This window comes from Sessilibacter corallicola (genome assembly GCF_021290925.1).
In the GTDB taxonomy this organism is placed as follows: Bacteria; Pseudomonadota; Gammaproteobacteria; order Pseudomonadales; family Cellvibrionaceae; genus Sessilibacter; species Sessilibacter corallicola.
In genome coordinates this window covers 1,412,131-1,438,936 of record NZ_JAJSLX010000002.1, presented here as the reverse complement: position 1 = coordinate 1,438,936, position 26,806 = coordinate 1,412,131, and the positions used below count along the sequence as shown (strand labels likewise).

Sequence of the window (26,806 nt, the reverse complement as noted above, 5' to 3'; positions counted from 1 at the left end):
ATTTCGTTATATTCTAATATTTTTTAGCCTCTCAGCTTTTAAATGTCTGCCCATTTCCTCACTAACAAAGCCCTAGAAAGGTACTCAACATAATGAAGAAAAATCACTTACTTGCTGTACCCATGTTGTTAGGCGCGAGCTTTGCCGCAAACGCTAGCATGGTAATCACTGGCGCCTATGATGGTCCGTTGGCCAATGGTTTACCGAAAGGAATCGAGATTTACGTTACCGAAGATATTTCGGATATCACGCTTTACGGAATCGGCTCAGCCAATAATGGCGGCGGTAGCGACGGTGAAGAATTCACCTTTTCCGGCACCAGCATTAGCGCGGGCTCTTATATTTATGTGACTTCCAACATTGTTGGGTTTAGCGATTATTTTGGCTTTACACCTGAGCATATTTTTGAAACGGGTTTTGCCAACGTTAACGGCGACGACGCGTTCGAATTATTTGAAAACGGCCAAGTCATTGATGTATTCGGAGAAATCACCATTGATGGAACCAACCAGGCGTGGGAATACATGGACGGTTGGGCTTACCGAATCAATGACACCGAAGCAAACGCCGGTATTTTTGACATCAACGATTGGTCATTCAGTGGCCGCAATGCCTGGGATGGCGAAATCACCAATGCCAGTGCCTCTGTTTCAATGCCAGTCGGTACATTTAGCGCCGGTAGCACAACGCCTCCTCCCCCACCGCCACCATCAACAGCGGCACCGATGACAATTACCGCAGCGTTCGACGGCCCTTTAGCTCGCGGCTTACCCAAAGGCATCGAAATTTATATCGGCCAAGACATCGCCGATTTATCCATTTACGGAATAGGCTCAGCCAATAACGGCGGCGGCACCGACGGCCAAGAATTTACCTTCCCAAGTATTGCCGTAAGCGCTGGTAGTTATATTTACGTAACCTCCAATATTGCCGGCTTTGATACTTATTTTGGTTTTACTCCCGGTGTTATTTTTGAAACTGGGGTTGCCACCATTAATGGCGACGACGCGGTAGAGTTGTTTGAAAACGGTCAAGTGATTGATGTTTTTGGCGAAGTAAATGTTGATGGCACCAACCAACCTTGGGAATATTTGGACGGTTGGGCTTACCGAATCAATAATACCGATCCTAACGGTGGCACTTTCGCAATTAACGATTGGTCGTTCAGTGGCCGTAATGCCTGGGACGGCGAAACCAGCAACGCAACCGCTGCCTTCCCACTACCGATTGGTACGTTTACATCAACCGGTGGCAGTACAACACCACCCGTTGCCATCGGTGCGTGTTTTGATCCGGCCACATTAATCAGTTCGGTTCAAGGTTCTGGCGCAACAGTTACGGGTACTGCCGACGTTGTTGTTGAAGGTATTGTTACCGGTATTCGCGGCACAGGATTTTTCTTACAAGAAGAGCCCAGCGATTCTGATAATAACGCCAATACCTCTGAAGGTATTTTTGTGGTCGGTACTCCAGTTTCAGGCCTTACCGTTGGCGATGTTGCTCGAATTTCGGGGACGCCATCGGAATTTTTTGCCAACAGCCAGCTGACGTTAATCGAGCAATTGGATTGTGGCGTTGCCGCTGAAACAATTTTGCCGGTGTTTATTCCGGTTCCTTTCGAAGGAATTTTCGACTTAGAAACTGTGGAAGGCATGGTTGCTTCGGTATCAAACGCAACGATTTTCAGTTTGGATAATTTCACGCGTTTTGGTGAAATGTTCTTAAGTGACTCCGTAAAACGCACGCCAAGCGATGTAGCCGTTCCACTAAGTCCAGAATACGACGCTGCCGTAACAAATTTAACCGCTAATATTATTTTAATTGAAGATAATAACGGTTTAACGTTCCCAGCTGAAATCAGCTATTACTCCACACCAACATTCAACGGCCTGAATTACGATAACGCACCGCGCGTGGGTGATTCTGTTTCTGCGACTGGCCCAGTCCAGTTTGCGTTCGGTAATTACCGCATTAATCCGACACAATCGACATTCAGTATTAATTCAACCCGCACACTAGCGCCAGAAATTGTTGCCGGTGATGTTTCTATTGCGAGTTTCAACGTGCTTAATTACTTTAACGGTGAAGTAACAAGCAATGGCGTAACGTTTGATTTCCCAGAAAATCGCGGCGCAGCCAATGCTGAAGAATTCGCGTTGCAACAAGCTCGAATTATTGAAGCCTTGGTAACCATTGATTCTGACGTTGTCGGTTTGATTGAAATCGAAAACGACGGATTTGGTAATGACAGCGCAATTAAACAACTGGTCGATGAATTAAACGCACGCTTAGGCGCAACGATTTATGATTACGCGCAATCGAATGACACAAGCATTACTGGCACCGACGCCATCAGTAACGCGGTCATTTATAAGCCAGCAGTGGTTACGCCTGTAGGGGCACTGGCAGGCATTCCTCTGCCGACACAAGAAAATGGTAATCGTACGGTTCGCCAGCGTAACAGTTTAGTACAAACCTTTACTCACAATGCCACGGGTGATCAATTCGCGGTTGTGGTAAACCACTTTAAATCAAAAGGTTCGACGTGTTTTGAAGATGACAACAGCCCAACCGAGCTGGATTTAATTCAAGGCAGCTGCGGTGCGTTCCGTGTTTCAACAGCAATTGAATTGGGTAATTCATTGGCGGCTATGAATCTTCCTGAGAAATTATTAATTCTTGGTGATTTAAATACTTACTCGCAAGAAGACGCACTCGCCATTCTTACCGATTACGATCCGGCCACTCGCGGTTACACCATTACTACGGCGGTTAATACAGAGTTAGACAACGGCAATTCTGTGCCGGTTACCAACACCTTTGGTTATCAATCCGTTGCTAGCGCGTTTGATCCAAACAATTTCTCGTTCTACTTCTTTGGTGATGATCAAGTCGGTTCGCTCGATCACATTTTAGCGTCGCCTGCGGCGTTTAATTCTGTGGTGGATTTAACCCATTGGAACATCAACAGTATTGAATTGTTTGAATTGACTTACGACCGCGCACTGGCGTTTTACAACCCGGCCAACGGCGATTTAATTGATTTCACCACTGTTGGGCCATACCGCAGCTCTGACCATGACCCCGTCATTGTTACCTTGCAGTTAGGTACGCAAAACTAGCCGAATCTATAACGGCATAACTCGTACAAAAAAGGAGGCTTCGGCCTCCTTTTTTAGTGTTAATGTAACTGTATTTGCAATTAACTATACGTTTGCAATTAGTCAGTATTTTGCGCCTGGGACAAACTCTCTTCTTTCAGTTTTTCGAATTTTTCAAACGCCGATGTTACGGTTGATACGCTTTTTGGATCGTCCAATGATATCGCCACAGTACAATTTACATTCGAGCACCGAAAACTTCCTCCGGACAACAGCTGCGTGGATTCAATTAAAATATCAGATCCGCAATCAGGACAGGGAATGGAATGATGGAAACTCATGGTTGCTCTCCGTTGTTTATCGTTAAAAATTTAATTATTCATCTGAGTTTTTATCATCGGTTGCTTTTAATTGAATGGGTGCAATACCTTTTGCAAACATATCGATGATGGTGGTAATACCTTTGGCCAGCGGCAACTGCCCTGCTTTCATTGTAATTTCGTAGCGAGCAGAAGAATTGTCCTTAACGGCACTACTGCCAGAGGATTCGGATTTTCGGGACCTAGCGAGCGTGCCGTGCATTTCTACTGAAAATTTATCGGATTCATACGGGCTGGAAATATCACCCGTGGCTTCGTTTTTCTGCTGCGACTGAGATTTGTGAATGTATTCCGTTGAGTTTTTTACTTCCATTTCGAACGCAACGTTTAATTCCTGCACAGCAAGAGAATTCATAGGAATGAGCGTCATCAATGGAATCGAGATTTCCATGCTGGCCTTTTTGTCGGCCAAGCTTCCGTCGGCATTAACAACGCTGCGTTCTAAATTGAAGTTAAGCATTTTTGGTCGCAGTTTACCGTCGACGGAATCAAAACAGGTTGACAGCAAAAACTGAGTTTGTGATCGGGCAAGCATGGCGTTGGCATCAGCGGTGGCTTTTAAAGGCGCACCAATAAGTGCTTTTAATGGCAAGCCACTGAAATCTCCCGCCATGACTTTTTTGGGTTCATCAGCCATTAGCAATTACCCTGGAATTTGGGCACGCAAGGCCCGCTCGTAGCCATCAATGACTTTTTGCAAACCTTCGGGTGATTCACTGGCCTCGATCGTTAACTCGATGCGGGTATTACCCACGGGTTCACCCGATTTGAGCCAGCTTTTTTGGGATTTGGCAAAATCGACTTGAATGTTGCCTTCTTTATCAGAGCTGACGTTCATTTCAGCGGTGAATTTTGCCTGGGTCACTTTCGGCGTGCTAATCGGTGAAAGCACAATTAAAGGCACTTCTACTTCGACGATTTCTACACTGTCTTCTTTACGAACCGGAAATTCCATAGAAACCGTTTTGGGCTGATAACGGCCACCGGTTTTAAACTCGCGAACAGGTTGATGTTGACTGCCGTCAGTGTGATCGTCGGCTTCATCAGGAATTGGCTCGCCTTTTTCATCAACCTGATAAAAGAATTTTTCCAGATGGCGAATGCCATCGGCCTCAACGGATTTAGCGGCATCATTAATGCTTTTATGAATGGCCCGTACAAGAGATTCAAATTTAATCATGAAACTCGTATAACCCCCAACACACAATTTACGGCAATCATAACACAGCTGTGCAGGTACGATTGTAATGGAATATAGAAGATACCGTTAAGCTTAAAATGATTTGCAGCTACAGGTAAACGCAAATTTGTGTTAATAAAAATATTACGCACCTGAAACGAAACCGCAGTTAATTAAAGAACAGGTGCGTAGTGTATAACGGTTGGTTAACCGTCTGTTGTGGTGGTAGTTGTTGAGCTTTCAGGCTTGAGCATAATCGGCGCAACGTTTTTGGTAAACGCGTCAATAATAGTGGTTACACCCTTCGGCAGTGGCAGTTGCCCGGCGTGAACATCGACTTCGTATTTTGCTTGATTTGACGCCTCGTAATGTTCTTTGGTGGATGACTTCGATTTGGAATCGTAAGACACTGAAGCATGCGCTTCGACAGAAAATAAACCGGCGTTGTATTTTGCTGTGATGTCAGCAGAAGCCGCAAGGCTTTGCTCTTTCGATGTTTCTTTGTCGGTAGAGTGTGAGCTTTTTACTTCCATTTCGAAGTGAACCTTAACGTCGTCAACCGCTAAAGAATTCAATGGAATAATGGTCAACAGCGGTAAATCGAATTGCAATTCTACCGGCGTACCGGCGGTACCGTCGGGTTTTACAACCGAGCGCGTCATTTTAAACGTGATCATTATCGGCGTTAATTGGCCGCCAGAATCTTTATCGAAACACGTCGACAACATAAATTGCGTCTGCGATCGAGCCATGCGCCCGTTAGCATCTGTTGCAGCATTGAGTGGAGCAGAAATTAAAGATTTGATGGGAAGCCCACTGAATTGCTGGGCCATTGAAACTAAACCAGTCATATCGCCACCTTTTGAATATTTTTATAGAACTGCGACAACCAGAGTCTGTTTACGGTAAAATTTTCTGCAATTAACGTGCGCTGCTTCGATTTCGATAACAATACGTCAAGAGATCTAAACATTACCGCTCAGATCAGAATTAAATGGATAGGATAGGTATGATTACTCTGTGTATCCTGACATTGAATCAACCATAACCTTACGTTCTTTCAATTAACGCCGCAAGATTCACCGAAGAATAAATCCTACTTAAGTGCAAATTTTATTATTTCTAAAGCTAAGGACTGAATTAAAGGTCTAAGATAGAGATCGAATTGAGTGCAATCTGGCGCCTTTTTTTATCAGTACGTTCACGGCGAAACGTTGGTGTTCACATATGTCTTCAGGGCCTAAAGATAAAACAGAAACGTCATCGCTTTGGTAAGCTTTTGGTGGCACCACAACAGGAAAAACACTGGGACGAACAAAAAGCTCAGTCGTTGTTTTGCGATTTTTAGTAGAAAAACGCAACAAATAGGGGGTTAATTTCTGAGAAAAAGCCTTTTTAACCTGGAGAAAAATTCCCATTTCAGTTTCCTAAAAAAGAAAAATAAGCCCGGTAGGCATTTTAAATACAGAAATATACCCACTAATTAAAGCAATATAAACCGTCATCTTGTAATTTGTTGTTGGTGATTTCGATTTATAATAAAACAGCCCATTGTAGTTTTAATTAATTCTATAACCCGCCGGAATTAATAAATAAATTGACCGACTGGTTATCACCCATGTTGTTTTGGCAATAACAATTACCAAACTAATTACCGCACACATGAGTTTTAATGGCTGTTGTTGATAACAAATAGTAAATAACAAACAGTAAATACCGAGCATCAGCTACCGATGAAAAAGGTAACACAGGCTCAGATCAGTGAATACCTGTCTGCTGTCTAACTGACAGTATAAACAGAGGCGAAAGTTAGCTTGGCTTTGTAAGTGTTCACTGTCTTTCAAAATTCGGTTTTATCGGTAAACTGAAATTCCATAACATGTGTTTTGATATCAGAAAGGTTTAACGTGAGTTTTTACAACCTGGTAGTTTTATTGCTCTATCGGCATAAAAGAATCGGGTCATATTTTTTGAAATAGATGAAAACACAACGCCAATTCACGATATTGTTTATGTCGAATAAAGGTTAACCGTTCAAAGTAAACCGGTTATTACCCGCCCTATTCTTATAATGTGGTTGTATGTCATGGCAGAAAACTCGATCACCATTGCATTTAACGACACAGATGTTTATATTTTTAACCACAGCAACGTACAAGCGCTATCCATTAAACCTTTGGCTAATTGGTTGATTTTTCTGTAGATTCTAAGTTGACATTCCAAAACTGAACAATCGCACAGCGAAAACTTAGTTGTTCCCGAAAGTTAGTCGCTCCTAAAAATAGCTGTTCCTAAAAACAAGGAGAAACTGGAACCCTTCAAATACCAAAGGAATCAGAGGCTCCTGACCATGCATAGCGAAAACTTCGATTATTTAATTATTGGCGGCGGAATTGTTGGTTTATCGACCGCAATGCAACTCCAGCAGCGCTTTCCCAATAAAAAAATTGCCGTTATCGAAAAAGAAGCACAAGTCGCGCAGCACCAAACCGGTCACAACAGTGGTGTTATTCACGCCGGTGTCTATTACGCTCCGGGCAGCTTAAAAGCCGATTTTTGCAAACGCGGTGTTAAAGCCACGATAGATTTCTGCCAGAAAAACAGTATCCCATTTGATCAGTGCGGCAAGCTGATTGTTGCCACCAATGAAATCGAACTTCAACGAATGCAGGCGTTGTTCAGACGTTGCCTAAAAAATGGCATTGAAGCTAGCTTACTCAGTAAATCCGATTTAAAAGAGCGCGAACCTAACATTGCAGGCTTGGGTGCTATCATGGTGCCGAGCACAGGTATCGTGAATTATTCTGAAATTGCCAAGGCGATGGCACAAACTTTCGAAAGTGCCTCGGGCACATTAATTCTGAATTCGGAGGTTACGCAATTAAAAGAAGATTCAGAATCCATCACCGTACATCTTCAAAATCAGCATAAAACCCACGTCATTCAAACGAAATTTCTGGTTTCTTGCGCAGGCTTAATGGCCGATCGCATTACCAAAATGCTCAATATTCCTACGGATTTTCAAATCATTCCCTTTCGCGGCGAGTACTATGTACTGCCAGAAAAATACAATCGCATAGTCAATCACCTAATTTATCCGGTTCCCGACCCCGATTTACCCTTTTTAGGCGTACATTTAACACGCATGATTAACGGTACTGTCACCGTTGGACCGAATGCTGTTTTAGGGTGGAAACGAGAAGGCTACGGAAAGGTTAACATCAGCGTTAAAGATGTTGCCGATATGATGTCGTTTAAAGGTTATTGGCAGGTTATTAAGAACAACTTTAAAACCGGGCTTGAAGAATACAAAAGCTCTTTATGGAAACCCGGCTACCTCAAACGGGTTCAAAAATATTGCCCTGATCTAAAACTGGATGACTTACAACCCTATCCAGCAGGTGTAAGAGCACAAGCGGTATTAAGCGACGGCAGTTTAGTGCACGACTTTTTGTTTGCCCAAAGCCCACGCAGCTTGCATGTGTGCAATGCGCCCTCGCCTGCGGCAACGTCGGCAATTCCAATTGGCGAATACATTGTCGATAAAATTACCCAACCGAATTGCACCGACAAAACAAACACTACCAACGAAAACAAAAACGTCGAACCCGCTTAATATTTCGACGTTTTATATTTCTATATTTTATGTTTTATATTTCTAGGTTTTACACACGTCAGATACGACATTAAATACAAGCTCAAGCACTCAATGGCACAGACCGCCGATCTGTGCCACTGAATTTATAGAATCATTGAGTTTATACAGCAAAGTTATCCGATTATTCGGATTTAAGTTTTCCTATTTTCAGAGTTTTCATCACAAATTTTTCGTATAACGGCTCACTCACGCCGGATTTAATTTTGTGCAGAAAATATTTTTCGAAACCTACTTTGGCAAGGTGTGCCCATTTGCCGCCTTTCATCCAGCTTACGTTTCTAGGAGGAATTTGCGGCATGGCAACAAACGCGATGCCTGTGTCTCCCATGTCGGCCAAACAAATCGCGTTCCAGGTTGCTTTTTTGGTTGGTTCTTTTCCGTCCAAGCACGCTCGAATATTATGCGCCGTAGCAGTAACCATACTCTCGATCATAAAGCCGGTTTTTGGCACACCTGTTGGTACCGGTGTTGGTTTTGGTGGCGCAATGGCAACCGCTACACCAATACCCCAAATGTTATTAAACGTGGGATTACATTGGTGGTCGTCAACTACAATAAAACCACGCGGATTTACCAAACCTTCAACATTGCGAACCGCATCAATGCCGGTAAACGCAGGGAGCATCATCGAATAATCAAACGGAAGTTCGTGTCGTTTTTTCTCTTGGCCAGATTCATCGCACTCAATAACGTGCATGATGCCGTCTTCTACTTTGTCGACTTTTGCGTTGCAAATCCAATCAATATGCCGCGAACGCATCTCAGATTCCATAATCGATTTACTGTCGCCCACGCCATCTAGCCCAAGGTGTCCCGCAAACGGTTCTGAGGTAACAAAGGTCATAGGAACTTGGTCACGAATCTTACGATTACGAAGATCTTTATCCATGATAAACGCGGCTTCATAGGCTGGGCCAAAGCACGACGCCCCTTGCACCGCACCGACAACCACCGGGCCAGGTTTCTTAACAAACTCCAACCATTTATCGCGCGCTACTTCGGCGTGATCAATATGACAAATGGATTGGGTAAATCCGTTGGGGCCCAAACCGTCAATTTCATCGAAGGCCAACTTAGGACCGGTTGCAATAACCAAGTGATCGTAGCTTAAGGTTTCGCCGTTTTCGAAGGCGATTAAATTGTCTCTCGGGTGAACCTCGGTGACCTTGCCAACTTTAAAATCAATTTTGCGCCGCTTAAGCGGTTTTTCTATCGCTACGGTAATTTCTTCTCGCTTACGCCAATCCACCGCTACCCAAGGATTAGAAGGAATAAAATGATAATAGTCTTTGTCACTGACTACTATGATTCGATCTTCCGCACGGGCCAGGTCTTTCATTTCATAGGCCATTGGCAGTCCACCAAGCCCTGCGCCTAATACCACAATATCAGCCATTATTTTAGTCTCATCGTTAATGAAGAATCATACTATTTCAGATTATTCTAATTCTAATATAACTAATATAAAAGAGCTTATACTGTATTTTCATAAATTAAAATTTTCTTAATTATTTGGGCGCTACCTGGCAGATAGGAAAACAGTCACAGTATTAATGAGAAAAAATTGCTAGGGCTTGTGAACAATAAAAACACAAGCTCACTGGAAGAAAAGGATCAACAATACAGAACCAAAGATATTGGCTTAACGATCCAATGTAGGAATGTCCATTAACAAATCACTGACAGCAATATTGATTCCGACCTCAGAAAACAACGCCGATGCCCTTCCGCGATAATAGGTTTGCGTGTTGAAAAAGTGCAGCAACAAGTGACCAAACAACTTGGTATTCTTTTCGCCGCGCACGGTTTTGTAGGTCATTGGAGACGCAACAAGGTTATCTGACAATTCTTGAACAAACTGGATAATCATGGCATCGATTAAACGACGAATTCGAGACAGTTCGTAGAAGTCTTCGTAGAGCACAACATCGGGAGCAGAAGGATTATCCAACGATTGAACATACTCCAACGAGCTGAGCTTAGCTGGATGCTGTGAGAATCGCTTGAGCCAGATGGTGTCGCTCACCAATATATGATTTAGTGTACTGATTATTGAAGTGAATGTTTTATTGTTGTTGTGGGGTAATTGTTTTTCGGCAAGTCGAGAGGCAGCGTCGTAAATATCGTTATTCATTCGCTGATTGTGATTCGCCAATAGCCGAAAATAAGACAAAGGCATTGTGCCTCCTAATGTGTCAGAAATAATACATCAGTGCCTGGAAATATGAGTGTAGATGAAACCCACACATTCCGAAACCATATTTAACGTCTCTGATTAAAATTAAACCAATTAATAGACAACCAGAAAACAAAGAAAGTGTAATTTAATACCGATTAAATACTTAGTCATTAAAGTAAACTAAACGTAAATTCAGGGTAGACCACTCAGAAATTTTAAACATTAGTGCAAATTGATGGTTACATGCATTCAGTTACAATACTCCAATAATTTGGATTTAGACCATTGATTAACATCGGTACTGTAAGACCAGAGTAGATTTAAAAATGAGCCACATAAACCTATTAAAAAACACATTTTTCAAAGCTTCGCTATCAGCATCGTTAATTTTATTGACAGCGTGTTCATCATTACCGCAATCACTGGTGGGTTCATCGCTGAGCGAAAAATGGATGAATCCAGAACCCGACGAAGGTGTATTATTTGATAATCACACAAAAGATTTGGATTTTTACATCACGTTTAAAGCCATCAATAACGATGAACTGCCAGCCGCCAGCTGTTATGAAATGGAGTTTATTAATCCTCATAAATTAAAAGACGTGGCATACAGCGATTGGCAAAAATATTCCGCCTCCTGCGAAGCCGTAAAAGCATTTTTTAAAGCGCCGGAAAAATCCAAAAGCTATTTTCCAGAAACCTTGGAACAAATTAATATTGCAAAACTTACTGCGGCAGCAAACCCTTATATTGGTGAAGAAAGCCTAGAACTCATCCAAAAAAAATCGCCGTTAATTAATAAAGATAAAACTGTTAAAATATTAGAAGAAAACAAAACACTGGTTTCAGATGAAATCATACAATCGCAATACGTACTGCTTGCCCGTGGCGACTTTAATTTTGACGGCTACGAAGATTTATTTTTACGCATTGATTGGACATTAATTGACGACAACTTCGAAGACTCCGACTGGATAGTTATCAGCAAGCGTTCACCCGGAGAAAAACCTTATTTGTTGTGGCGCCAGTAAACTGCCGTCACACAGATATACGGCTTAAAGTTTATAGAATTTTAAGCCGGATAAACGCTGCGAGTTTTAATTACGATTTGTATAGAGGTACGGTAGAAGTACGGAAATGAAGGAATTCGGCAATAGTGGCTTGATATTTCGGTTTTGAAATTTATCCTTTATAATGTATGCGTGTACCCTCTTAAATTAGGCAACTAGAGTAGGTGGCTTCGAACCACTTGGTCGGCTTAAGCTTATTTAACTCGGTTCACTACTGGTAGAGCCTCGGATTGTGATTCCGGTCGTCGAAGCCTAGATAATTCCGGTATTCGCCATATTCAAGCACTAGCTTTCCGTCGTCTTCGTTTTCCCGTGGAAGGTTTTTTTCTTACCCAGCTTTTAGTGCCCTTACCAGCTAAGCCATCAAAACGAACTTGGCTCACCTCATCGATAAGACTGGTAAGGCTTTGTACCATCGGCGTCATAAAGTGGTCGTAACGCAATGCGCGTTGGCTGATACTTTCTAACTGAGATTCCCATTGAGCGGTCATATCGGGTGTAACAACACACTCAGGAAGCGCCTGAATTAATTGTTTACCAATATCAGTTGATCGAATTTCCTTACCTTGTCGTGCAAGAAAGTTACGCTTAAATAACAGCTCGATAATTCCAGCCCTTGTGGCCTCGGTACCTATGCCGTCGGTTTCACGAAGGATTTTTCGAATTTCGGGATCGGTTACGTAACGGGAGATTCCTGTCATTGCCGACAACAGTGATGCATCATTAAAACGTTTCGGCGGAGTCGTATTTTTATCGAGAATTAATGCATCAGTACACGTGACTGAGTCACCCACTTTTAATGTAGGCATCTTGCTTTTAGCGTAATTATCGTCTTCTTTGTCGCTATCTTTGGATTTTGTGCTATTGAGTAACGCTATTTTCCAGCCTTCTTTAACAACTTCTTTTCGCTTCGAGATAAAAAGGCCACCCTCAACAATTGAATCAATCTGTATTTGTCGGTAATTAAAGTGATCGAGAAACTGCATTAAATACTGACGAGCGATTAAGTTATAAACTTTCGACTCTGTTGCAGATAACGTTGCGCCGGACTTTTTGCGAGTAGGAATTATGGCATGGTGTGCATCGACTTTTTTGTCATTCCAAGTTTTGGATTTTTTCTGTGTATCGGCCTGATTCGCGATACTAGTTAAATTCCCATCAACCGATGTTATCGCCGCAATAACTTGATTTGCTTCTTTGAAATGATCTGCAGGAAGATACCGATTATCCGATCGAGGATAGGTAATTAATTTGTGCTTTTCATACAAATTTTGGCAGGTATCGAGTACCTGTTTTGCACTCAAACCAAATAACTTTGCCGCATCAATTTGCAACGCGGATAGGTTATACGGCAACGGCGGAGCTTGCTTTTTAAGCTCATCAGAGTAATTGGCAATAGCACCGGTTTTATTGAGCACTCGGGAAGCGACGTTTTCAACCAGCTTACGAGATAATACGCGATTTTCTTCGTCCATATAGGGCTGACAAGCGTCACTCGGTTTCCATTTCGCTTTAAACGTAAAACCCTGCTCGGTTGTTAGACTTATTTCTAATTCATAGAAAGGTTTGGATACAAAATTTTCAATCTCCAAATCACGCTTAACGACTAAGCCTAAGAGCGGAGTTTGAACACGGCCAATCGATAAAACTCCGCTAAAACCAGATTTTTGACCCTGCACCGTACACAGCCGAGTCATATTCAAACCATACAACCAATCTGCACGCGCACGCGCCAACGCCGACGTTGCCAACGGTATAAAGTCAGTATTATTGCGCAGGTTTGCTAACGATTTTTTAATAGACGCAGGGTTTAAATCACTGATAAGGCAGCGCTGCGTTGAGGCTATTTTAGATTTGGAGACGCCACAATAATTAATGACCTCATCAATTAAGAGCTGACCCTCGCGATCAGGGTCACCAATATTAACTAATACATCCGCTTTTTTGATGAGCTTTTTTAGCGTAGTGAATTGTTTTCGGGTTTTGGATTTTACCTCTAATTTCCACGACTCTGGAATGATTGGGAGGTGATCAGAGTTCCATTTTTTATAATCTGGATTATAAGCTTCTGGTTCAGCTTGTTCGAGCAAATGCCCGATGCACCAACTAACGACATCACCATTGCCCAACTCAATAAACCCATCACCGTTTTTATAGGGTTTAGGCAACGCCTGTGCAACTGCACGACCTAAGCTCGGCTTTTCAGCGATATAGAGAATCATTGAGGGCCTCAAATGAATTTTTAACGTTGATTATCGTTAACTTTTTTGTCAGTGGTTCGCTTTGAGGCATAGCTTGGGTTCGTCTTTTATACCATTAAATCGATTCAAATCACGGTTCTTTATGAACCTGCAAAATACCAGTCAACCACCCGACCTTCAATCCGTACTGAATTCAGAAAGAAACACACAATACTGTTTATTTATACAGTATAACACTTTTATAAACATATCATGCACCATAATTTCATATAAAATTGATCATTTACGCACACTTTCGATCAATTAAAATACACTTAAGCTAAATTTCACTCTAAATAGGCTGCGGCTTCTCAATACCCTTTCCAATCAATTATACTGTTTATATATACAGTATAATTGGTATTTCCGCTCCAAGAGCTTAACCTGTACAAAAATTAACCTACACTTTCTGCGTATAGTAGAAGATATATATCATCAAACTGACACTTCAATGTATAAAAATCGATCAAAAAAAACGCCATCAATTTATCGCGAATTAATTTTTCAGGTGAAGTGTTAAGCCTGTTCTCAGCGTTATAAATACAGATAATGTATCGGCTTGTGTTTATTAAATAGTTGTAATACACGCCAAACCCGCTAAATCCAACAGGGTCCGCAAAGAGAATTAACGTTCGGTTTTATTTATGATCCAGGCATCACTAATATCTAGCAAGGAAATTAACGAATGGATTTTTCACTATTCACTCGATACAACAGCAAAGGAATTCAAGACCGTCAAACAGACACACTAATTGGTTTAGCAAAGGGATTGATAGCCGATGGCTCCATCAACCAAGCCGAAGTAGAATTTTTGCTAACCTGGTTGATTCAAAACTCTTCAACTACTGAGAATCCAATAATTATCAATTTACTCGACAAAGTTAAAGATATTCTCGAAGACGGTGTCGTAGATCAGTCAGAAGCGCAAGAACTTTTTAACATTCTACTTAAAATTTCTGGGGACAAGTCCGAAATAGGCGAAATCTGCAAGAGCACGAACCTACCAATTGATGAGCCACAACCGGAAATAAATTTCCCTAACAACAAGTTTCTACTCACAGGAACTTTCGTATTTGGTACCCGTAAGAAGTGTGAGGAGAGAATTAAAGATCTCGGCGGGGTTATTTCTAAAAATGTGACGTTAGACTTAAATTACTTAGTTATCGGACAATACGTTACCGATAGCTGGGCACATGAAACATTTGGTCGTAAAATTGAAAAAGCCATGGAGTATCAAAGCAAAGGTGCTCCAATTGTCATTGTAAATGAAGACCATTGGGACAGTGAAATTTTAAAGAAGTAAGTTATGAGTTCTACGTTTATTGCAGTTCGAAATATTCTAAACACCCCAGAACACGGTATAGGTAAAAAATTTGCTTTAACGATACAAGTACTTATTATTGTATCGTTAATTAGCTTTTCAATTGACACATTACCCAATCTTTCAAGTACTACAAAATCAGTATTAGACATCATTGAATTGGTTACAGTACTCATCTTTACTGTTGAGTATCTGCTTAGACTAACCACCAGTGAACGTAAAGTAAGCTACCTATTTAGCTTCTACGGAATTATTGATTTAATTGCCATACTGCCTTTTTATTTAGCAACCACAATCGACTTACGGGCAGTTCGCATATTTAGATTATTGCGACTCATTCGAATATTAAAACTACTGAAGTATAGCCGAGCGATAAATCACTTCTCTGCAGCGCTAAAATCAATAAAAGAAGAATTAATTTTATTTGGTTTTATGTCTGCAATTATGTTGTACCTATCAGCCGTAGGAATCTACTACTTTGAACACCAAGCTCAACCCGAACTCTTTCAGTCAGTTTTTCATAGTTTATGGTGGGCAGTCACAACATTGACTACCGTTGGTTACGGCGACATGTACCCCATCACAGTAGGCGGCAGAATATTTACGTTCTTTGTACTAATGATTGGATTAGGCATTGTTGCCGTTCCAACTGGATTAATTGCTTCGGCGATGAGTAAAAATTAAATATATAATGAATTTGGCGCGACATACGCAACCATCACGAGTTTAGAAAAATGGTTAAAAACTCGATTGTCTAATTTTAGAAACATTTGGCACAGCAAACCAACTAGAAAGATATATGAAATGGGCAGGTATAAATCCACCATCAGGATTAAAAGTAAGTAATACAAGAAGACGTTAACGTTTGGGCAAACATAAGCTTTGATTTTGTTTGGCTGAAATTAGAGTAAAAAGCTGTTGATACTGATATCGGTTTACTGCAAGTGATTTACGTACAAGAGCTTTTAGTCTTTACAGACAAATAAAACGATAAAAGAACCTGCATCCGATAACCCAAAAAATAAAACCAACGCAGTAAGCGTGGAACATTTTTTATTAGACGATTCGCGATTTATTAGACACTGGGAATTTTTAGAAACGCTAGGTACCGCACGAAATGGCACACCCGGAGGGATTCGAACCCCCGACCAAGTGGTTCGAAGCCATATCGTCTGACAAATGAGATTCATAAGTTATTGATTTATAAGGAATTAAAATTACCGATTGACAGGTATTTGTATATAAATGTACGCAATTGCACTCCACCATCACGCGAAACTCACGGCGATATTTGATTGCTTTTTAAGCTTAATGCCGGGCTTTGGGGAGTGTATCACCTGTATTGCACCTCATTTAACAGCCATACAATGTGGCGTATAGTTGAGCATTATCACTGTATATTCATACACGTATAAAAACTGAAAGATTGATAAAAATAAATTACAGTATCCTCATACAAACTAGAACAAAGTTCTTGCGCGAACTAGAACTCTGTTCTATAGTTACATCATCAAACAACGAGACGGAGAATCGAAAATGCTTATTAACGATCTTGAAGGAAAAGTAAAAGAGTTCGCAACAGCTTGCTTTGACATGAACAGTATTGAAGAGTTAGAAGCTCCTCATGCACCAGAGAATGCCGATGAGTCTGACTGCGCAGAATGGGGCATTACAGCCGAAGAATGGAGCCAGGCAATCGAGGCTGCGCTAAACGAAAAAAAGCAGTAATTTTTGAGAGGGGGCGCGAGTTGCTCTCCCTCTCTCAGCCTGAGCTTGCTAAAGAGCTGGGTTGGTCATCGAAGCAAGTTTCAAATATCGAAACAAGATCTCGTCCCCTGCAAAAGCAAACTTTACTAGCCATAGAATGCCTACTCAGAAGAAAGGGACTCTGGAATAAAATTAATACTCAAGGATCATAAACCACAATATCAAAATTTCTGTGCCCTCTCTGCCTGGATGATCCACCTGTGGTGAACCCCAAAGCATTTCTAGTGCTCAAATGTTAAGCTTTTGATCAACCTTTGTTTTAATACATATTTTTGGGATTATTTATGTGGGGCAGTATTAAGAAATATAGAGTTGAGTGGGCGCTTATTGCATTGGCGTATTTAACAATGATCATACCTGGCTACTTCAAACCGGACATAGTGCTGGAGCCAATAGAGGTGTGGTATCAGAGGTCTGGAGCGCTAGTGGTAATGCTCGCAATAATGGTGGAGTTTAGACTTTCATGGGAATCTCATTTTAACCAATATTTCTCAAGACCTAATGACGGCGACTTCAGTAAAATGGTGGAAATTTGGAATGAGGAGGGTCGCCCACTGAGTATCATTCATGTATTTGTTAACATTCTTTTGGTTTGGGGTACTATCACTTGGGCCTATGGCGACCTGATTCACCCATTGATTTTCTAATCCTGCCAATTTGGATCAATAAAACGTAACAAAATCAATGGTCTCGGGGCAATTATAATTCCACTTCAATATTTGCCCCCTACCACAAAACTTCTTAGCATCACGAAAAACCCAATAAAAGGTGACGTGATGAAATACCTGCCATTAATACTCTCAATAATTTCTGTAAATGCATTTGCGATTAGCCTAAATGATTGCACCCTCTCAGAATCCCAAGAAGAGGACAGTATCGCTGAACATTTGTGGGGCGGCCCTCTTGATAATTCTGAGCTGTTCGAAAGGCGCGCCTATGTGTTTTCCTACAATAAAGAGCACCTGGTCCCTCGTTGGGCCGCATGGCATGCCACAAAACCCTACCGCGACACACCTAAACGAAAATCACGCTGGAGTACATTTCGTAGAGATCCAGAATTAACAACTGTATCAACCAAAGATTATGTTGGCTGGTTTCACTCTGATGACAACTTTGCCCGCGGACACATAGTTCCGTATTTTATTTCCGGTGGCGATCGAGATCATGACGGTTTGGATGCAGAGATTGAGGAAACGCTAGCAGTAGAGGACATCGACGATGCCTGCACTGTATTGGAGATCAATTCAATGGCAAATATCGCCCCTCAGTATCACAGCAGATTCAATGGGCAACCTGGATTGTGGTGGCTATTAGAGTCTGACGTTAGAAATCTAATCGATAACGGTAGAGACCTGCAATTGCTCGCCGGTACCGTATTTATTGATGATGTGGAAGTGGAAAAGATTGGTAATAGAGAAAAGTCCAAAAGCAAATGGAAAATTGGCGTGCCACATGGATTTTTTAAAGTTGTCGTTGATCCCGATCGAAATGAGGCAGTGGCATTTCTATTCGATCACTCGGGCGATGTTGAGGGTGGCTGCTCGATTGATGATCCAGCAAACAAATGGCCGTCTGAGTGCATTGTGTCAATTGATGTAGTTGAGGCAGCAACGGGACTGAGCTTTTTTTCTGAGATCGAGGAGGGCAAGAAATTACTACGAGAATCGAGCACAAAAGGCACCTGGCTTGAGTGGCTGGGGATTGAGTAGTTAGAAAGGTTGGGCGGAGAAGCTGCCACCTCTTCCGCCCAGAATACGGTGCACGCGCGATAGGAGATCAGACGGAACCGTAGATTGAAATGTAACACATTGAGTTAAATCTAAAAATACTTTTTATAGCCAACCGCCCCGGATGAAAAATATTTTAATATTTAAATTATCATCTTTATTACCAAGGGTTCTTAGTAAAATTTCTTCTTAAAAATTTATTAAATATAAAAATTCCAGAATCAAATGTACTGTCAATAGCCATTAAAAGTTATAAGTTTTTTACACTAAGCAAAATGGTTATAGACGGAAGGCTGTACTTTTCTTTTTCTTTACCTGCAAAACCAATTGATTTCTTGACATTGGGCAGCGACTAATCATTTAATTATATGCGTAACATGAAGGCTGCCACCATCTGTTACGTTTCTTTTATTACATCTAAGCGCGAGCGTATAGGAGATCAATATGAAATCAATTCTGTTATATTTCATGAGGCTCATGCGGAGCTTATGGCCACCGCCCACAACAATCATCCCGCTCTTAATTCGATCATACATATTAGTGAAGGCACTCGTTTGCTTATGTATTCGAATTTTTAAAGACTGGATTTAAAAGAAATTTAATTTTTAATTCGAGGTGCTCTTCTTGCAAAGGGAGAGCTATCTACAATCTTCTCTCTGCATGAACCGTAAATGAAAAATCAGAAATTGACCGACTTGTAGAATTCCCGTTAGTGCCAAATACAATTATGCCGTCAGATCCAGCCTGTATCGTTATCTGTGTTGATGTCCACAATATGATGGCGCCATGCTCTGAGCTGTAATCCGATAAAACAAGTTCCTGTCCCACGCTGTATCCATCGCGAGCAACAAGCGCACGAGCGACAATCCACGCCCGAGTTGGCGCACCTCCTAGCCCGTGGTTAAACGTATATCTACCGCGAACCGCATAAGCAAATGTTCGGGAAAAATTACGATGCATTAAATCAAGTTGGTCAGGTGCAACAAATGCCGTGACATTGGAATAATTTTGCACCTCAGAATTTGTCGCCTGCCGAGGAATATCGCTAGGTCGCGGGATTGCGTCGACATTAAATCGATTGCTTATCTGAGAGGGTGTGGCGAACGGTGGCAAATCTCTCGGCCTTAAAAATGCAAGCGCAGTCGATCGAGAATCAACTTGAGCAGCGCTTGCGAATGGCGGTAGATGCGCTGGCCGTAAAAATACATCCAGCCCGGACCGAGAATCCACCTGTGATTGTGTTGCGAATGGGGGCAGTTGGTCAGAGGTGATATAGGCGCCTGAATTTAACCGCATCATCACCTCATTGCTTGTGGCCTGTCGAGGGACGTGATTCGGCCTCATGTACGCACGCACACTTGATCTGCTCGCAGCCTCTGCCGAGGTAGCCTCCCTGACCGCCCCAACTAATCCAGATGTTGCGCCCGGAAGCAATCCACGGTCAATCTGGTCGACAATTCTGCTTGATGGCGTTACCGGTATTTCAAACCGGTTTTGTTCGGCATTATAAATAATAGTAACTATGCGATTTAAATCCTGAGCATTTAGCTGATTGCCATTACTCAAGAGAATCTCTCGATTACCCAAGCCAAAAGCGTTTATTCGAGTGTTAACGCCAACCAGCGCGTCTGTGCGAAATGTTAACGCCATCCCATCAAAATAACTCTGCGGCTTTTGTTGTTCGGGAAATGGATTGCTTAACTCAATGACAGAGCCGTTTGTGGTTACCGAAACAAACTGGCCTCGACCTGCGATCAACTCAAGCAAAACCTGGAATCGCTGAGAGTTGATTGCTGTGTCCGCGCTCCCGCTGGGTGCCAGACCAACAGCCACTAAAAATGAATCCAGGAATCCTAAAAAATCGTCACCCCAGGCTGTGCCGACAGGCGTTCCTCTCGACACATCGCTCTGCCGATCTTTAAAACTTCCGTTGGGATATTCTGGCGTTGGTAGCGTGGCTCGCTCACCATATGCATCAGATAAAGAATTAGCCATTAATTAGTACCGTCGTTGTATCCGTTGAATTTAACTCCATGCGCGATTGGCAGAATTTGAGCCCCAAATAAATCGAGTATTAATTTTTCGATTCTCGATAACGCATTGGAAAAATTCAGAGAAAGTGATCGATCGCCATTATCGATAACCGTGCAAGTGTTACTTGGAGCAATAATATTTGCAGCAGTGATCAAGCTGTCAACCGTTGTATTCGAATTATTTTTATGAATTTTTGCTCGAATCAATATGCGAAATAATCCGTCGAAAAAATCGATTGATGTATTGGCAAATATTGGCTCAAATTCAGATTCATCGCCGCCAAATTCGTCACCATCATTACCAAACTCAGTGTATGCAGTTTCAATAACTGCCGACACTGCGCGCGGCAAGACAACGATTCGGCCGATCACATTAAGTGCTTCGCCGCCAACGAAATCAATTTCGTACGAGCGTCGAACCTCTTCAATTTTTCTATAAAGTTTTTCAGCAATCGTGGGGTTTATTTGTAGCCATCGCTCAATGTTTGGTTTGCCGCGATACTGAGCGTAGTTTCTATTGGGAAAATTTGGATTTGAAACCGGCTCCACTTCTGGAGTGGGAAAATCCTCGAATGTATTCCCACCTATTACCACTGGATCTGGTTCTGGCTCCGGTTCAGGATCGGGCTCTGGATCAGGCTCCGGCTCGGGTTCTGGTTCAGGAGTCGGCTCCGGGTCGGGAAGTGGCGGCGGAGGCTCGGCTAGACTGGCCTCGATTCGATAGATTGTTGATCCAAACGTTACATAGAGCCCGCCACTGAATACGACTAGCGGGGCGGGTCTGCCCAGGTTGCTGGGCTGTCTATTTCCAACGGAAAGTGATTTAAACTCTTTAGAATTAATATCATAATATTCCAGTCTCGAAATCGATCGACCAAATAAAATTCCATTGAATTCGATAAAGTTCGTAATGACATTTTGACCGGGCTCACTTGAGCCGATAGCGCCAAATGATTCTCGCGGTATATTCTCCAGGTCGGTCAGCGGGTCACCGATACTGCCGGCTTTTCGAATATTTGCCGTTGGAGTTAATGAGCTAAAAAATTCTCGGCGATAATAAGCTCCAGCGGCAACAAACGGGAATCCGTCATCATCAATTGAATCGGTCACAACTAATTCAAAATTACCGCCAGATCCAGCGGTTAAGAATTTTTGATAGTGGTCGTCTTGGTAGGGCGCAATTCTGAAAAATCCGCTTAGGTCATCCGAGTATTGCAGAGCGCCGTCTGACTCTTGAACTCGCGAGACAAATTCACCACCAGTCCACCGCACACCATCGGTCGATTCGAATAGCCGCCCCATTCCCTGAAATTGAGGGTCAGTTTCAAGGCCGACTGCAATAATTCGGTCGGAACCAACCGCAAAGTTCATGAATCGCGTCGATGATGATTCTAGATCATTGGATTTCTCCCAAGTCAGCCCATCATCAGAGAAATAAAACCCATGGTCCGACGATGACCGGTTAAATTCAGACTCAGCAATAAATCCAATCAGGCGACCATTAAATGAAGCGAGCCCGTTAAATTCTCTGGCATTGGGTATGTTTGCAGTTAAAAATGCGGAATTCTCATCAACACCCAATCTGATCAGTCGAGGAGAGCTTGACGCAGACTCACCCAGAGAAAAATAGAGGTTTCCGTCAAATACCGCGGCATGCAGATACTCCGCTTCGAAAAATCTATTAACAAATGATGAGGTGTAATTAATCGTCATTGAACAACGCTCACAATGATATTGGCGCGAGTCCAGCGGGAGGTTTGGTTGTACTGGATTGGAACTACTTCACCGGACGACATGCCGTTAACAGTGAGTGATTGAATTGAGCTATTTCCAAAAGCTCCGATAATTTGGTTGATTGGTGTACTTAATCGAGATACGGGCACATTATCACCAATACCAAAACCGCTAGTATTAAATCCATCCTGTATTTCATTGGCATCGATGTAGCGCAGTATGGAATTTTCGATAAGGTTAGAGGCTGTGCCTGGAAGAGTTCCGTCGTTATCCACAACTATCCGCACCTCCATATCCGCATACAAGGGGCGGCTAAATAAAATATCAGTAAATTGTTGCGGGTATTTAAGAGACTGGACGCGCTCAATAATTGGGGTGCCCGCTGCGAAAAGTGGCGACCCGGCCGAATGCTTGGAATAAATCGCACGGGCAATTTCCGCATTATTTCCACCATCAACAATGATGTAGGTTCTGCCAATGGGTACACCGTTCGAATCAATAGGATCGACCGTGATGTTGTGATTGGCAACAACAGATCGAACGCCAGTAACCGCAAAAACCTCGCCAATAATTGAGTCGAGCTGTCCGTCTGACGGTCTACCCACAGTCAATTGCCGTTCTCGACGAAGAGACGCGTTGCTTTGTCGACCTCTTCCGGGCGTGGCGGGCTGTATGTTTGAAACGGATTGCCAACCGCCGGTCACCGTGATAATTCGGGTTACAGTACCGGGAGGCGCTTCAATTGCACCTAGCGTGGTCGCCGTCGCTGTCACCACGCCAAACCCACCTGAAATGTTCACATCTCGATTGGTGGACCAGCGTGTGCCATCCTCTGACTCTACCAAGCTGCCCTCTTCGATCGTGGTTCCATCAACGCCGAAAACACGAATTTCAACCGTACTGAATGATCCTAAATCGCGCTCCGTTCCGGTTAGAGAGCAAATAGTATCAAGGTCTCCGTCTCGGGCTTGGCTCGGATCTTTGGAGTTGTAAGCCTGTTGAAGAGCCTGGTCGAGTATAGAAAAAATTTCGGCATCGCTCGCCGCTTTTAATCCATCCGGTGTTGACGAGTCTAAGTTCCAATTTGGATCAATTTCTCGGTAGAGGGCGATCTCTTCTTCGAAATATTCATCCTGGGTTTTTAATAAATACCCATTTGATAAAACATCAGCCATTAGGCACCTCATCCAAAGTCAACGACAGCTCGCCAAACTGCGTTAGCACACTGGCAAAAATAGAATACGTTCTTGATTGAACATCAAAGGTAGGCTCGAATCTCAGCACCTGAATAACGCCTTGAGTACGAACAATTCGAGTTTTTAATATTGCGTTAATTTCATCGGGGTTGGGGTTTTTAACTAATATTCGCTGAAACCAAGGCGTGCCCTCGCTGACGTCTCGAAAATATTCACCAAGAAATAATTTCCAGCGAGTTCTAATTGTCTGTGCAACCTCGTCGATGCCTGAGATAAATTGCTGGCTGGAAGTTGCGATATCACCATCAGGGGTGAGTCTGCGTACAGTCATGCGTTTGCTGGGTCCGTATTGCCTGATCCGCGATCCACCCCGCCGTGATTGTGGCTTTCACCAACATCAATATTGTTGTGAGTAAACGAATCGGCGTTAACATTAAAGTTGTTGGCGTTAACGGTAAAATCACCGGTATTAAATTCGGTGTAGGAGGAGCTGAATTGAATTCCACCGTCGCGCTTAAGCCAGATAAATTGATTGCCTGATTTATTCCTCAACCGAATTCCATCATTGGCATGGTTGGAAATCTTATTCGGCTGAGAGCGTACGCCCGGAAAAAACATTCCATCATTAAAGCCGTGGGTGCCGCGAATTAAGTTATCAGCAAGCCCGCCGCTATTCTTCCAATTATCAATGCAGCGCTGAGAGAAAAATACAACGCCCTCGGTATTGGGCAATATTTGATTCTCGATAAAATAATCGCTGTCACCGTAAATAAACACAGGCACATTAATCAAAATATCATGCGGGACTTGTTCGCCATCAATGCGCTGATTAATCCCTGGTTGAAATTGGACGTATTGAGTTTCTGGGTCAAACGCCTTTACGTGTCCAACTATCGATGTATTCAGATCTTTGATCAGTTCCAGAAATACAACCCTGTGCAGTTCTGTAGGATCTATAAGTTTAGTATTCATTAATTGGGGCGTATACACTCAAGATTGGTTGTGTACAAATCACCCCAGCTATCACCAGAGTGCTTAATTCTGAAAACTTTGTATTGTCCCGATCCTGCATTTGCTGGGACATCCTGCAAATAGAGATTACTAAAATTAAACGTTTTTAATCGAGACTCGACTTCAATTAAATCATTAATTTTAATATCGGGAGAAAGCCGTAAATTTACATCACATCCAATTTCAGTGATTTCCGGTATGCCTTCCATGCCGGTGAGGTAGCTTACCCTTCTGACACTGCCCTCTCTTGGCTCTCTGGTTTTTGTTACAACTAACTGGCCTTGATCTTCTATGTACGTAAAATCGAACGAGCGAGCCAGGATGTTCAATTCTCTTCTTGGATCAGCATTTAATCGTCTGCCAGATAGAAAAACTGGATCACCCGCAAAAGAGTTTTTGTTAATGATTAATTCCAAGCCCATCGCATCGGCGCAAAACTCAATGGCATCAACTACCGTTGAATTATTGGGTATGGTTTTATTTAAAACCCCGGCTATTGCCCCGCTTCCTGCGATAATTTGAACCACTCTGCTTGGTGGGTCATACGTTAAAAAGGCGTTGCGAATACGGCCCGAAAAAATAGAACCAAAGTTATCAACGTAACCGGCGGACAGCTCAATAACCTTTCCTGGAATTGCTTTTCCGTTTGAGTCCCTAGCGGGGGTTGAATTCAAAAGCGTTTGAACCGATTGTTCCGATAATCCCCAGATTTTTAAATCAAGATACGAATTAAAAGAGCCTGCGTCGAGAATAACATCGAAGGTTATTTTAAACTCTCTGGGAATGGAAAGTAAGCTATTTTGCGTGTTTTCTCTGGGATTTAAAGGGCTAATAAACGGCGCACCATCCAGAAAGATAGCCCACCGCCGACCAAAGTAATTAGACATTCACACCGCTAATTATTGATTGATATTTTTTAAAAGTGTTATCCAGGGTTTCTTTGATTTTCGGATCAACGTCCGCCAAAGCTTCACCGGTAATATTTAGGCTACCGAGCTTAACCTTGATTTGACTAAAGGATTCAAGCTCTGACAAATAATTTTCTTTTTCAACCATGCCGCACTCATCAAACGCTAAAGTGGCATGCATTAAATTTTCAATTGCTCGGCATTGCGAAAATGCATCTCTATTATTCATTGGGTACCCATATTAAGCGATTATTAATTCCAAGATTGGTAAACGTGGTGTCATCACCAATAAAAACAAGAGAGCCGATTCCTAAAAATCGACCTCGCGTCAAATCGACACCAGATTCCAACATAAGACCGGCGGCAATTAATTCTTGCTGGCGGTATAAATTCATAGACCACTGCCCAGACTGGACATAATTTAATTCAAATGTAATTCGAATTCGGCCTAGTGAGACATCAAATTGCTGAAACGGAATTCCAGCGGTGAGTGGTATTTCCATCATAAGAAAATGCCCAGCACGTCGTTAACTTCTTCGTTGATTGTTTCACCAACCTCGCGAAGAGAAACTAAACCTCTATTAACTCGATCACCAATGGAGGTTGCCGAGGGTTCGCTCATATCCGTAGTGGGCCGCTTTATGCCTGTTCCCCCCTGCTGCTGTATTCGGCCCAAGCGCGGCAACTCTTGAAGCTCGACCTGAAAAATCAACGCTCCTTCATTGTCGATATCGTTGGTACGGCTTACCTTCACAACCGACATGTTTACCAGAGTTATATCACCGGTAACGACATCAAACTCCTCGCCACTCGCCCAAAGGTCCAACAATAGCGAATACATAGCCTCAGAAGTTCGAGTTTCGGCGGGTCCAGATAAAAGCCCAGCAGCCAATCCAAGGCCAAGTTGAGCGGCGCCATTCCCAATTAAATCGCCGATGCTGTTCTCAACAATATCACTCAGCAAGCCAGTGAAATCGGTCGCCGATATGCGCAGCGGGTTATTTGATAGTCCACCGGTCATTGTCCATTTAATGGGCGACAGCACTCGGTGATCAACAACGCTGACGCCAGATTCGGCGGTGTAGCCAGTTAATTGCGCCTCAGCATTCACCGTCTCCTCAAGTACAGCATCAAACATTAGTGAGCCTAATTTGGGTGACTCACGAGTTAATAGTGTCGTTATAGGCATAAACTAAAGTGTTAAATTGAGATTGGTCTAGCATTTACTGATAATTTTTTCATTAAAATCAATGACTTATAAAATTCGCGCCTAAGGCGTAAAAGTTCGATCATGAACATTT

General features: G+C 42.6%; 27 protein-coding genes. 10 read left to right on the top strand and 17 right to left on the bottom strand.

Going from position 1 to position 26,806, the window contains the following annotated elements; translation table 11 throughout:
• Positions 1-92 precede the first annotated feature (92 nt).
• Positions 93-3,122 carry an ExeM/NucH family extracellular endonuclease gene (locus LU361_RS13535; RefSeq protein WP_233089364.1) on the top strand — a complete coding sequence of 1,010 codons (3,030 nt, stop codon included), beginning with the start codon at positions 93-95 and terminating at the stop codon, positions 3,120-3,122.
• Positions 3,123-3,220: 98 nt separating this feature from the next.
• Here the strand turns inward: LU361_RS13535 and LU361_RS13530 are convergent, their stop codons facing one another.
• From LU361_RS13530 to LU361_RS13510, 5 genes are all read right to left on the bottom strand, one after another.
• Positions 3,221-3,442: a hypothetical protein gene (locus LU361_RS13530; RefSeq protein WP_233089363.1), complete on the bottom strand. Its 222-nt coding sequence runs from the start codon at positions 3,440-3,442 to the stop codon at positions 3,221-3,223.
• A 34-nt stretch (positions 3,443-3,476) separates the two neighbouring features.
• Entirely contained in the window at positions 3,477-4,118 is a 642-nt protein-coding gene (locus LU361_RS13525; RefSeq protein ID WP_233089362.1) for a DUF2589 domain-containing protein, read from the bottom strand.
• Between the two features lie 6 nt (positions 4,119-4,124).
• On the bottom strand, positions 4,125-4,661 hold the full coding sequence (locus LU361_RS13520; protein WP_233089361.1) for a DUF2589 domain-containing protein: 537 nt from the start codon (positions 4,659-4,661) through the stop codon (positions 4,125-4,127).
• 206 nt (positions 4,662-4,867) lie between these two features.
• Positions 4,868-5,512, bottom strand: coding sequence for a DUF2589 domain-containing protein (locus tag LU361_RS13515; protein ID WP_233089360.1), 645 nt, complete (start codon positions 5,510-5,512; stop codon positions 4,868-4,870).
• A 297-nt stretch (positions 5,513-5,809) separates the two neighbouring features.
• Positions 5,810-6,079 (bottom strand): hypothetical protein, encoded by a 270-nt coding sequence (locus LU361_RS13510; RefSeq protein WP_233089359.1) that lies wholly within the window; start codon positions 6,077-6,079, stop codon positions 5,810-5,812.
• 932 nt (positions 6,080-7,011) lie between these two features.
• Between LU361_RS13510 and lhgO the strand changes: the two genes are divergently transcribed.
• A complete protein-coding gene (lhgO, locus tag LU361_RS13505) occupies positions 7,012-8,277 on the top strand; it encodes an L-2-hydroxyglutarate oxidase (protein ID WP_233089358.1) in 1,266 nt (421 codons plus the stop codon).
• Between the two features lie 163 nt (positions 8,278-8,440).
• On the opposite strand, the gene LU361_RS13500 is transcribed toward lhgO, so the two are convergent.
• Both LU361_RS13500 and LU361_RS13495 read right to left on the bottom strand, forming a co-directional pair.
• Complete coding sequence (locus LU361_RS13500) at positions 8,441-9,715, bottom strand: NAD(P)/FAD-dependent oxidoreductase (protein WP_233089357.1); 1,275 nt, start codon at positions 9,713-9,715, stop codon at positions 8,441-8,443.
• A gap of 246 nt (positions 9,716-9,961) precedes the next feature.
• Positions 9,962-10,498, bottom strand: a complete 537-nt coding sequence (locus LU361_RS13495; RefSeq protein ID WP_233089356.1) for a DinB family protein — start codon at positions 10,496-10,498, stop codon at positions 9,962-9,964.
• 326 nt (positions 10,499-10,824) lie between these two features.
• On the opposite strand from LU361_RS13495, the gene LU361_RS13490 reads away from it, so the two are divergent.
• Positions 10,825-11,529: a hypothetical protein gene (locus LU361_RS13490; RefSeq protein ID WP_233089355.1), complete on the top strand. Its 705-nt coding sequence runs from the start codon at positions 10,825-10,827 to the stop codon at positions 11,527-11,529.
• A gap of 317 nt (positions 11,530-11,846) precedes the next feature.
• Here the strand turns inward: LU361_RS13490 and LU361_RS13485 are convergent, their stop codons facing one another.
• Entirely contained in the window at positions 11,847-13,790 is a 1,944-nt protein-coding gene (locus tag LU361_RS13485) for a DNA topoisomerase III (RefSeq protein ID WP_233089354.1), read from the bottom strand.
• 703 nt (positions 13,791-14,493) lie between these two features.
• On the opposite strand from LU361_RS13485, the gene LU361_RS13480 reads away from it, so the two are divergent.
• The 7 genes from LU361_RS13480 to LU361_RS13460 all read left to right on the top strand — a co-directional run bounded on the left by LU361_RS13480 (position 14,494) and on the right by LU361_RS13460 (position 18,605).
• Positions 14,494-15,111 (top strand): BRCT domain-containing protein, encoded by a 618-nt coding sequence (locus LU361_RS13480; RefSeq protein ID WP_233089353.1) that lies wholly within the window; start codon positions 14,494-14,496, stop codon positions 15,109-15,111.
• A gap of 3 nt (positions 15,112-15,114) precedes the next feature.
• Positions 15,115-15,813 (top strand): ion transporter, encoded by a 699-nt coding sequence (locus LU361_RS13475; RefSeq protein WP_233089352.1) that lies wholly within the window; start codon positions 15,115-15,117, stop codon positions 15,811-15,813.
• Positions 15,814-16,170: 357 nt separating this feature from the next.
• Positions 16,171-16,305: a hypothetical protein gene (locus LU361_RS20215; RefSeq protein WP_286206478.1), complete on the top strand. Its 135-nt coding sequence runs from the start codon at positions 16,171-16,173 to the stop codon at positions 16,303-16,305.
• Positions 16,306-16,665: 360 nt separating this feature from the next.
• Complete coding sequence (locus LU361_RS13470) at positions 16,666-16,857, top strand: hypothetical protein (protein WP_233089351.1); 192 nt, start codon at positions 16,666-16,668, stop codon at positions 16,855-16,857.
• A complete protein-coding gene (locus LU361_RS20360; protein WP_350338015.1) occupies positions 16,791-17,048 on the top strand; it encodes a helix-turn-helix domain-containing protein in 258 nt (85 codons plus the stop codon). The genes LU361_RS13470 and LU361_RS20360 overlap by 67 nt, the downstream gene beginning before the upstream one ends.
• A gap of 132 nt (positions 17,049-17,180) precedes the next feature.
• Positions 17,181-17,543, top strand: a complete 363-nt coding sequence (locus LU361_RS13465; protein ID WP_233089350.1) for a hypothetical protein — start codon at positions 17,181-17,183, stop codon at positions 17,541-17,543.
• Between the two features lie 129 nt (positions 17,544-17,672).
• Complete coding sequence (locus LU361_RS13460) at positions 17,673-18,605, top strand: DNA/RNA non-specific endonuclease (protein ID WP_233089349.1); 933 nt, start codon at positions 17,673-17,675, stop codon at positions 18,603-18,605.
• Between the two features lie 660 nt (positions 18,606-19,265).
• On the opposite strand, the gene LU361_RS13455 is transcribed toward LU361_RS13460, so the two are convergent.
• Genes LU361_RS13455 through LU361_RS13415 form a run of 9 tightly spaced genes read right to left on the bottom strand, consistent with a single transcriptional unit; the run spans position 19,266 to position 26,643 of the window.
• Positions 19,266-20,618 carry a hypothetical protein gene (locus LU361_RS13455; RefSeq protein WP_233089348.1) on the bottom strand — a complete coding sequence of 451 codons (1,353 nt, stop codon included), beginning with the start codon at positions 20,616-20,618 and terminating at the stop codon, positions 19,266-19,268.
• Positions 20,618-22,369 carry a baseplate wedge 1 family protein gene (locus LU361_RS13450; protein WP_233089347.1) on the bottom strand — a complete coding sequence of 584 codons (1,752 nt, stop codon included), beginning with the start codon at positions 22,367-22,369 and terminating at the stop codon, positions 20,618-20,620. The genes LU361_RS13455 and LU361_RS13450 overlap by 1 nt, the downstream gene beginning before the upstream one ends.
• Positions 22,366-23,565: a baseplate J/gp47 family protein gene (locus tag LU361_RS13445; protein WP_233089346.1), complete on the bottom strand. Its 1,200-nt coding sequence runs from the start codon at positions 23,563-23,565 to the stop codon at positions 22,366-22,368. The genes LU361_RS13450 and LU361_RS13445 overlap by 4 nt, the downstream gene beginning before the upstream one ends.
• Positions 23,558-23,917, bottom strand: coding sequence for a contractile injection system sheath initiator (locus LU361_RS13440; protein WP_233089345.1), 360 nt, complete (start codon positions 23,915-23,917; stop codon positions 23,558-23,560). The genes LU361_RS13445 and LU361_RS13440 overlap by 8 nt, the downstream gene beginning before the upstream one ends.
• The gene (locus tag LU361_RS13435; protein WP_233089344.1) at positions 23,914-24,558 is read right to left on the bottom strand and encodes a Gp138 family membrane-puncturing spike protein; all 645 of its coding nucleotides are present in this window, start codon (positions 24,556-24,558) and stop codon (positions 23,914-23,916) included. Before LU361_RS13435 ends, LU361_RS13440 begins: the two co-directional genes overlap by 4 nt.
• Positions 24,558-25,484: a baseplate hub protein gene (locus tag LU361_RS13430; protein ID WP_233089343.1), complete on the bottom strand. Its 927-nt coding sequence runs from the start codon at positions 25,482-25,484 to the stop codon at positions 24,558-24,560. Before LU361_RS13430 ends, LU361_RS13435 begins: the two co-directional genes overlap by 1 nt.
• Positions 25,477-25,734 (bottom strand): hypothetical protein, encoded by a 258-nt coding sequence (locus tag LU361_RS13425; protein WP_233089342.1) that lies wholly within the window; start codon positions 25,732-25,734, stop codon positions 25,477-25,479. Before LU361_RS13425 ends, LU361_RS13430 begins: the two co-directional genes overlap by 8 nt.
• A complete protein-coding gene (locus LU361_RS13420) occupies positions 25,727-26,011 on the bottom strand; it encodes a phage baseplate plug family protein (RefSeq protein ID WP_233089341.1) in 285 nt (94 codons plus the stop codon). Before LU361_RS13420 ends, LU361_RS13425 begins: the two co-directional genes overlap by 8 nt.
• Positions 26,008-26,643 carry a phage baseplate protein gene (locus tag LU361_RS13415; protein ID WP_233089340.1) on the bottom strand — a complete coding sequence of 212 codons (636 nt, stop codon included), beginning with the start codon at positions 26,641-26,643 and terminating at the stop codon, positions 26,008-26,010. Before LU361_RS13415 ends, LU361_RS13420 begins: the two co-directional genes overlap by 4 nt.
• Positions 26,644-26,806 lie beyond the last annotated feature (163 nt).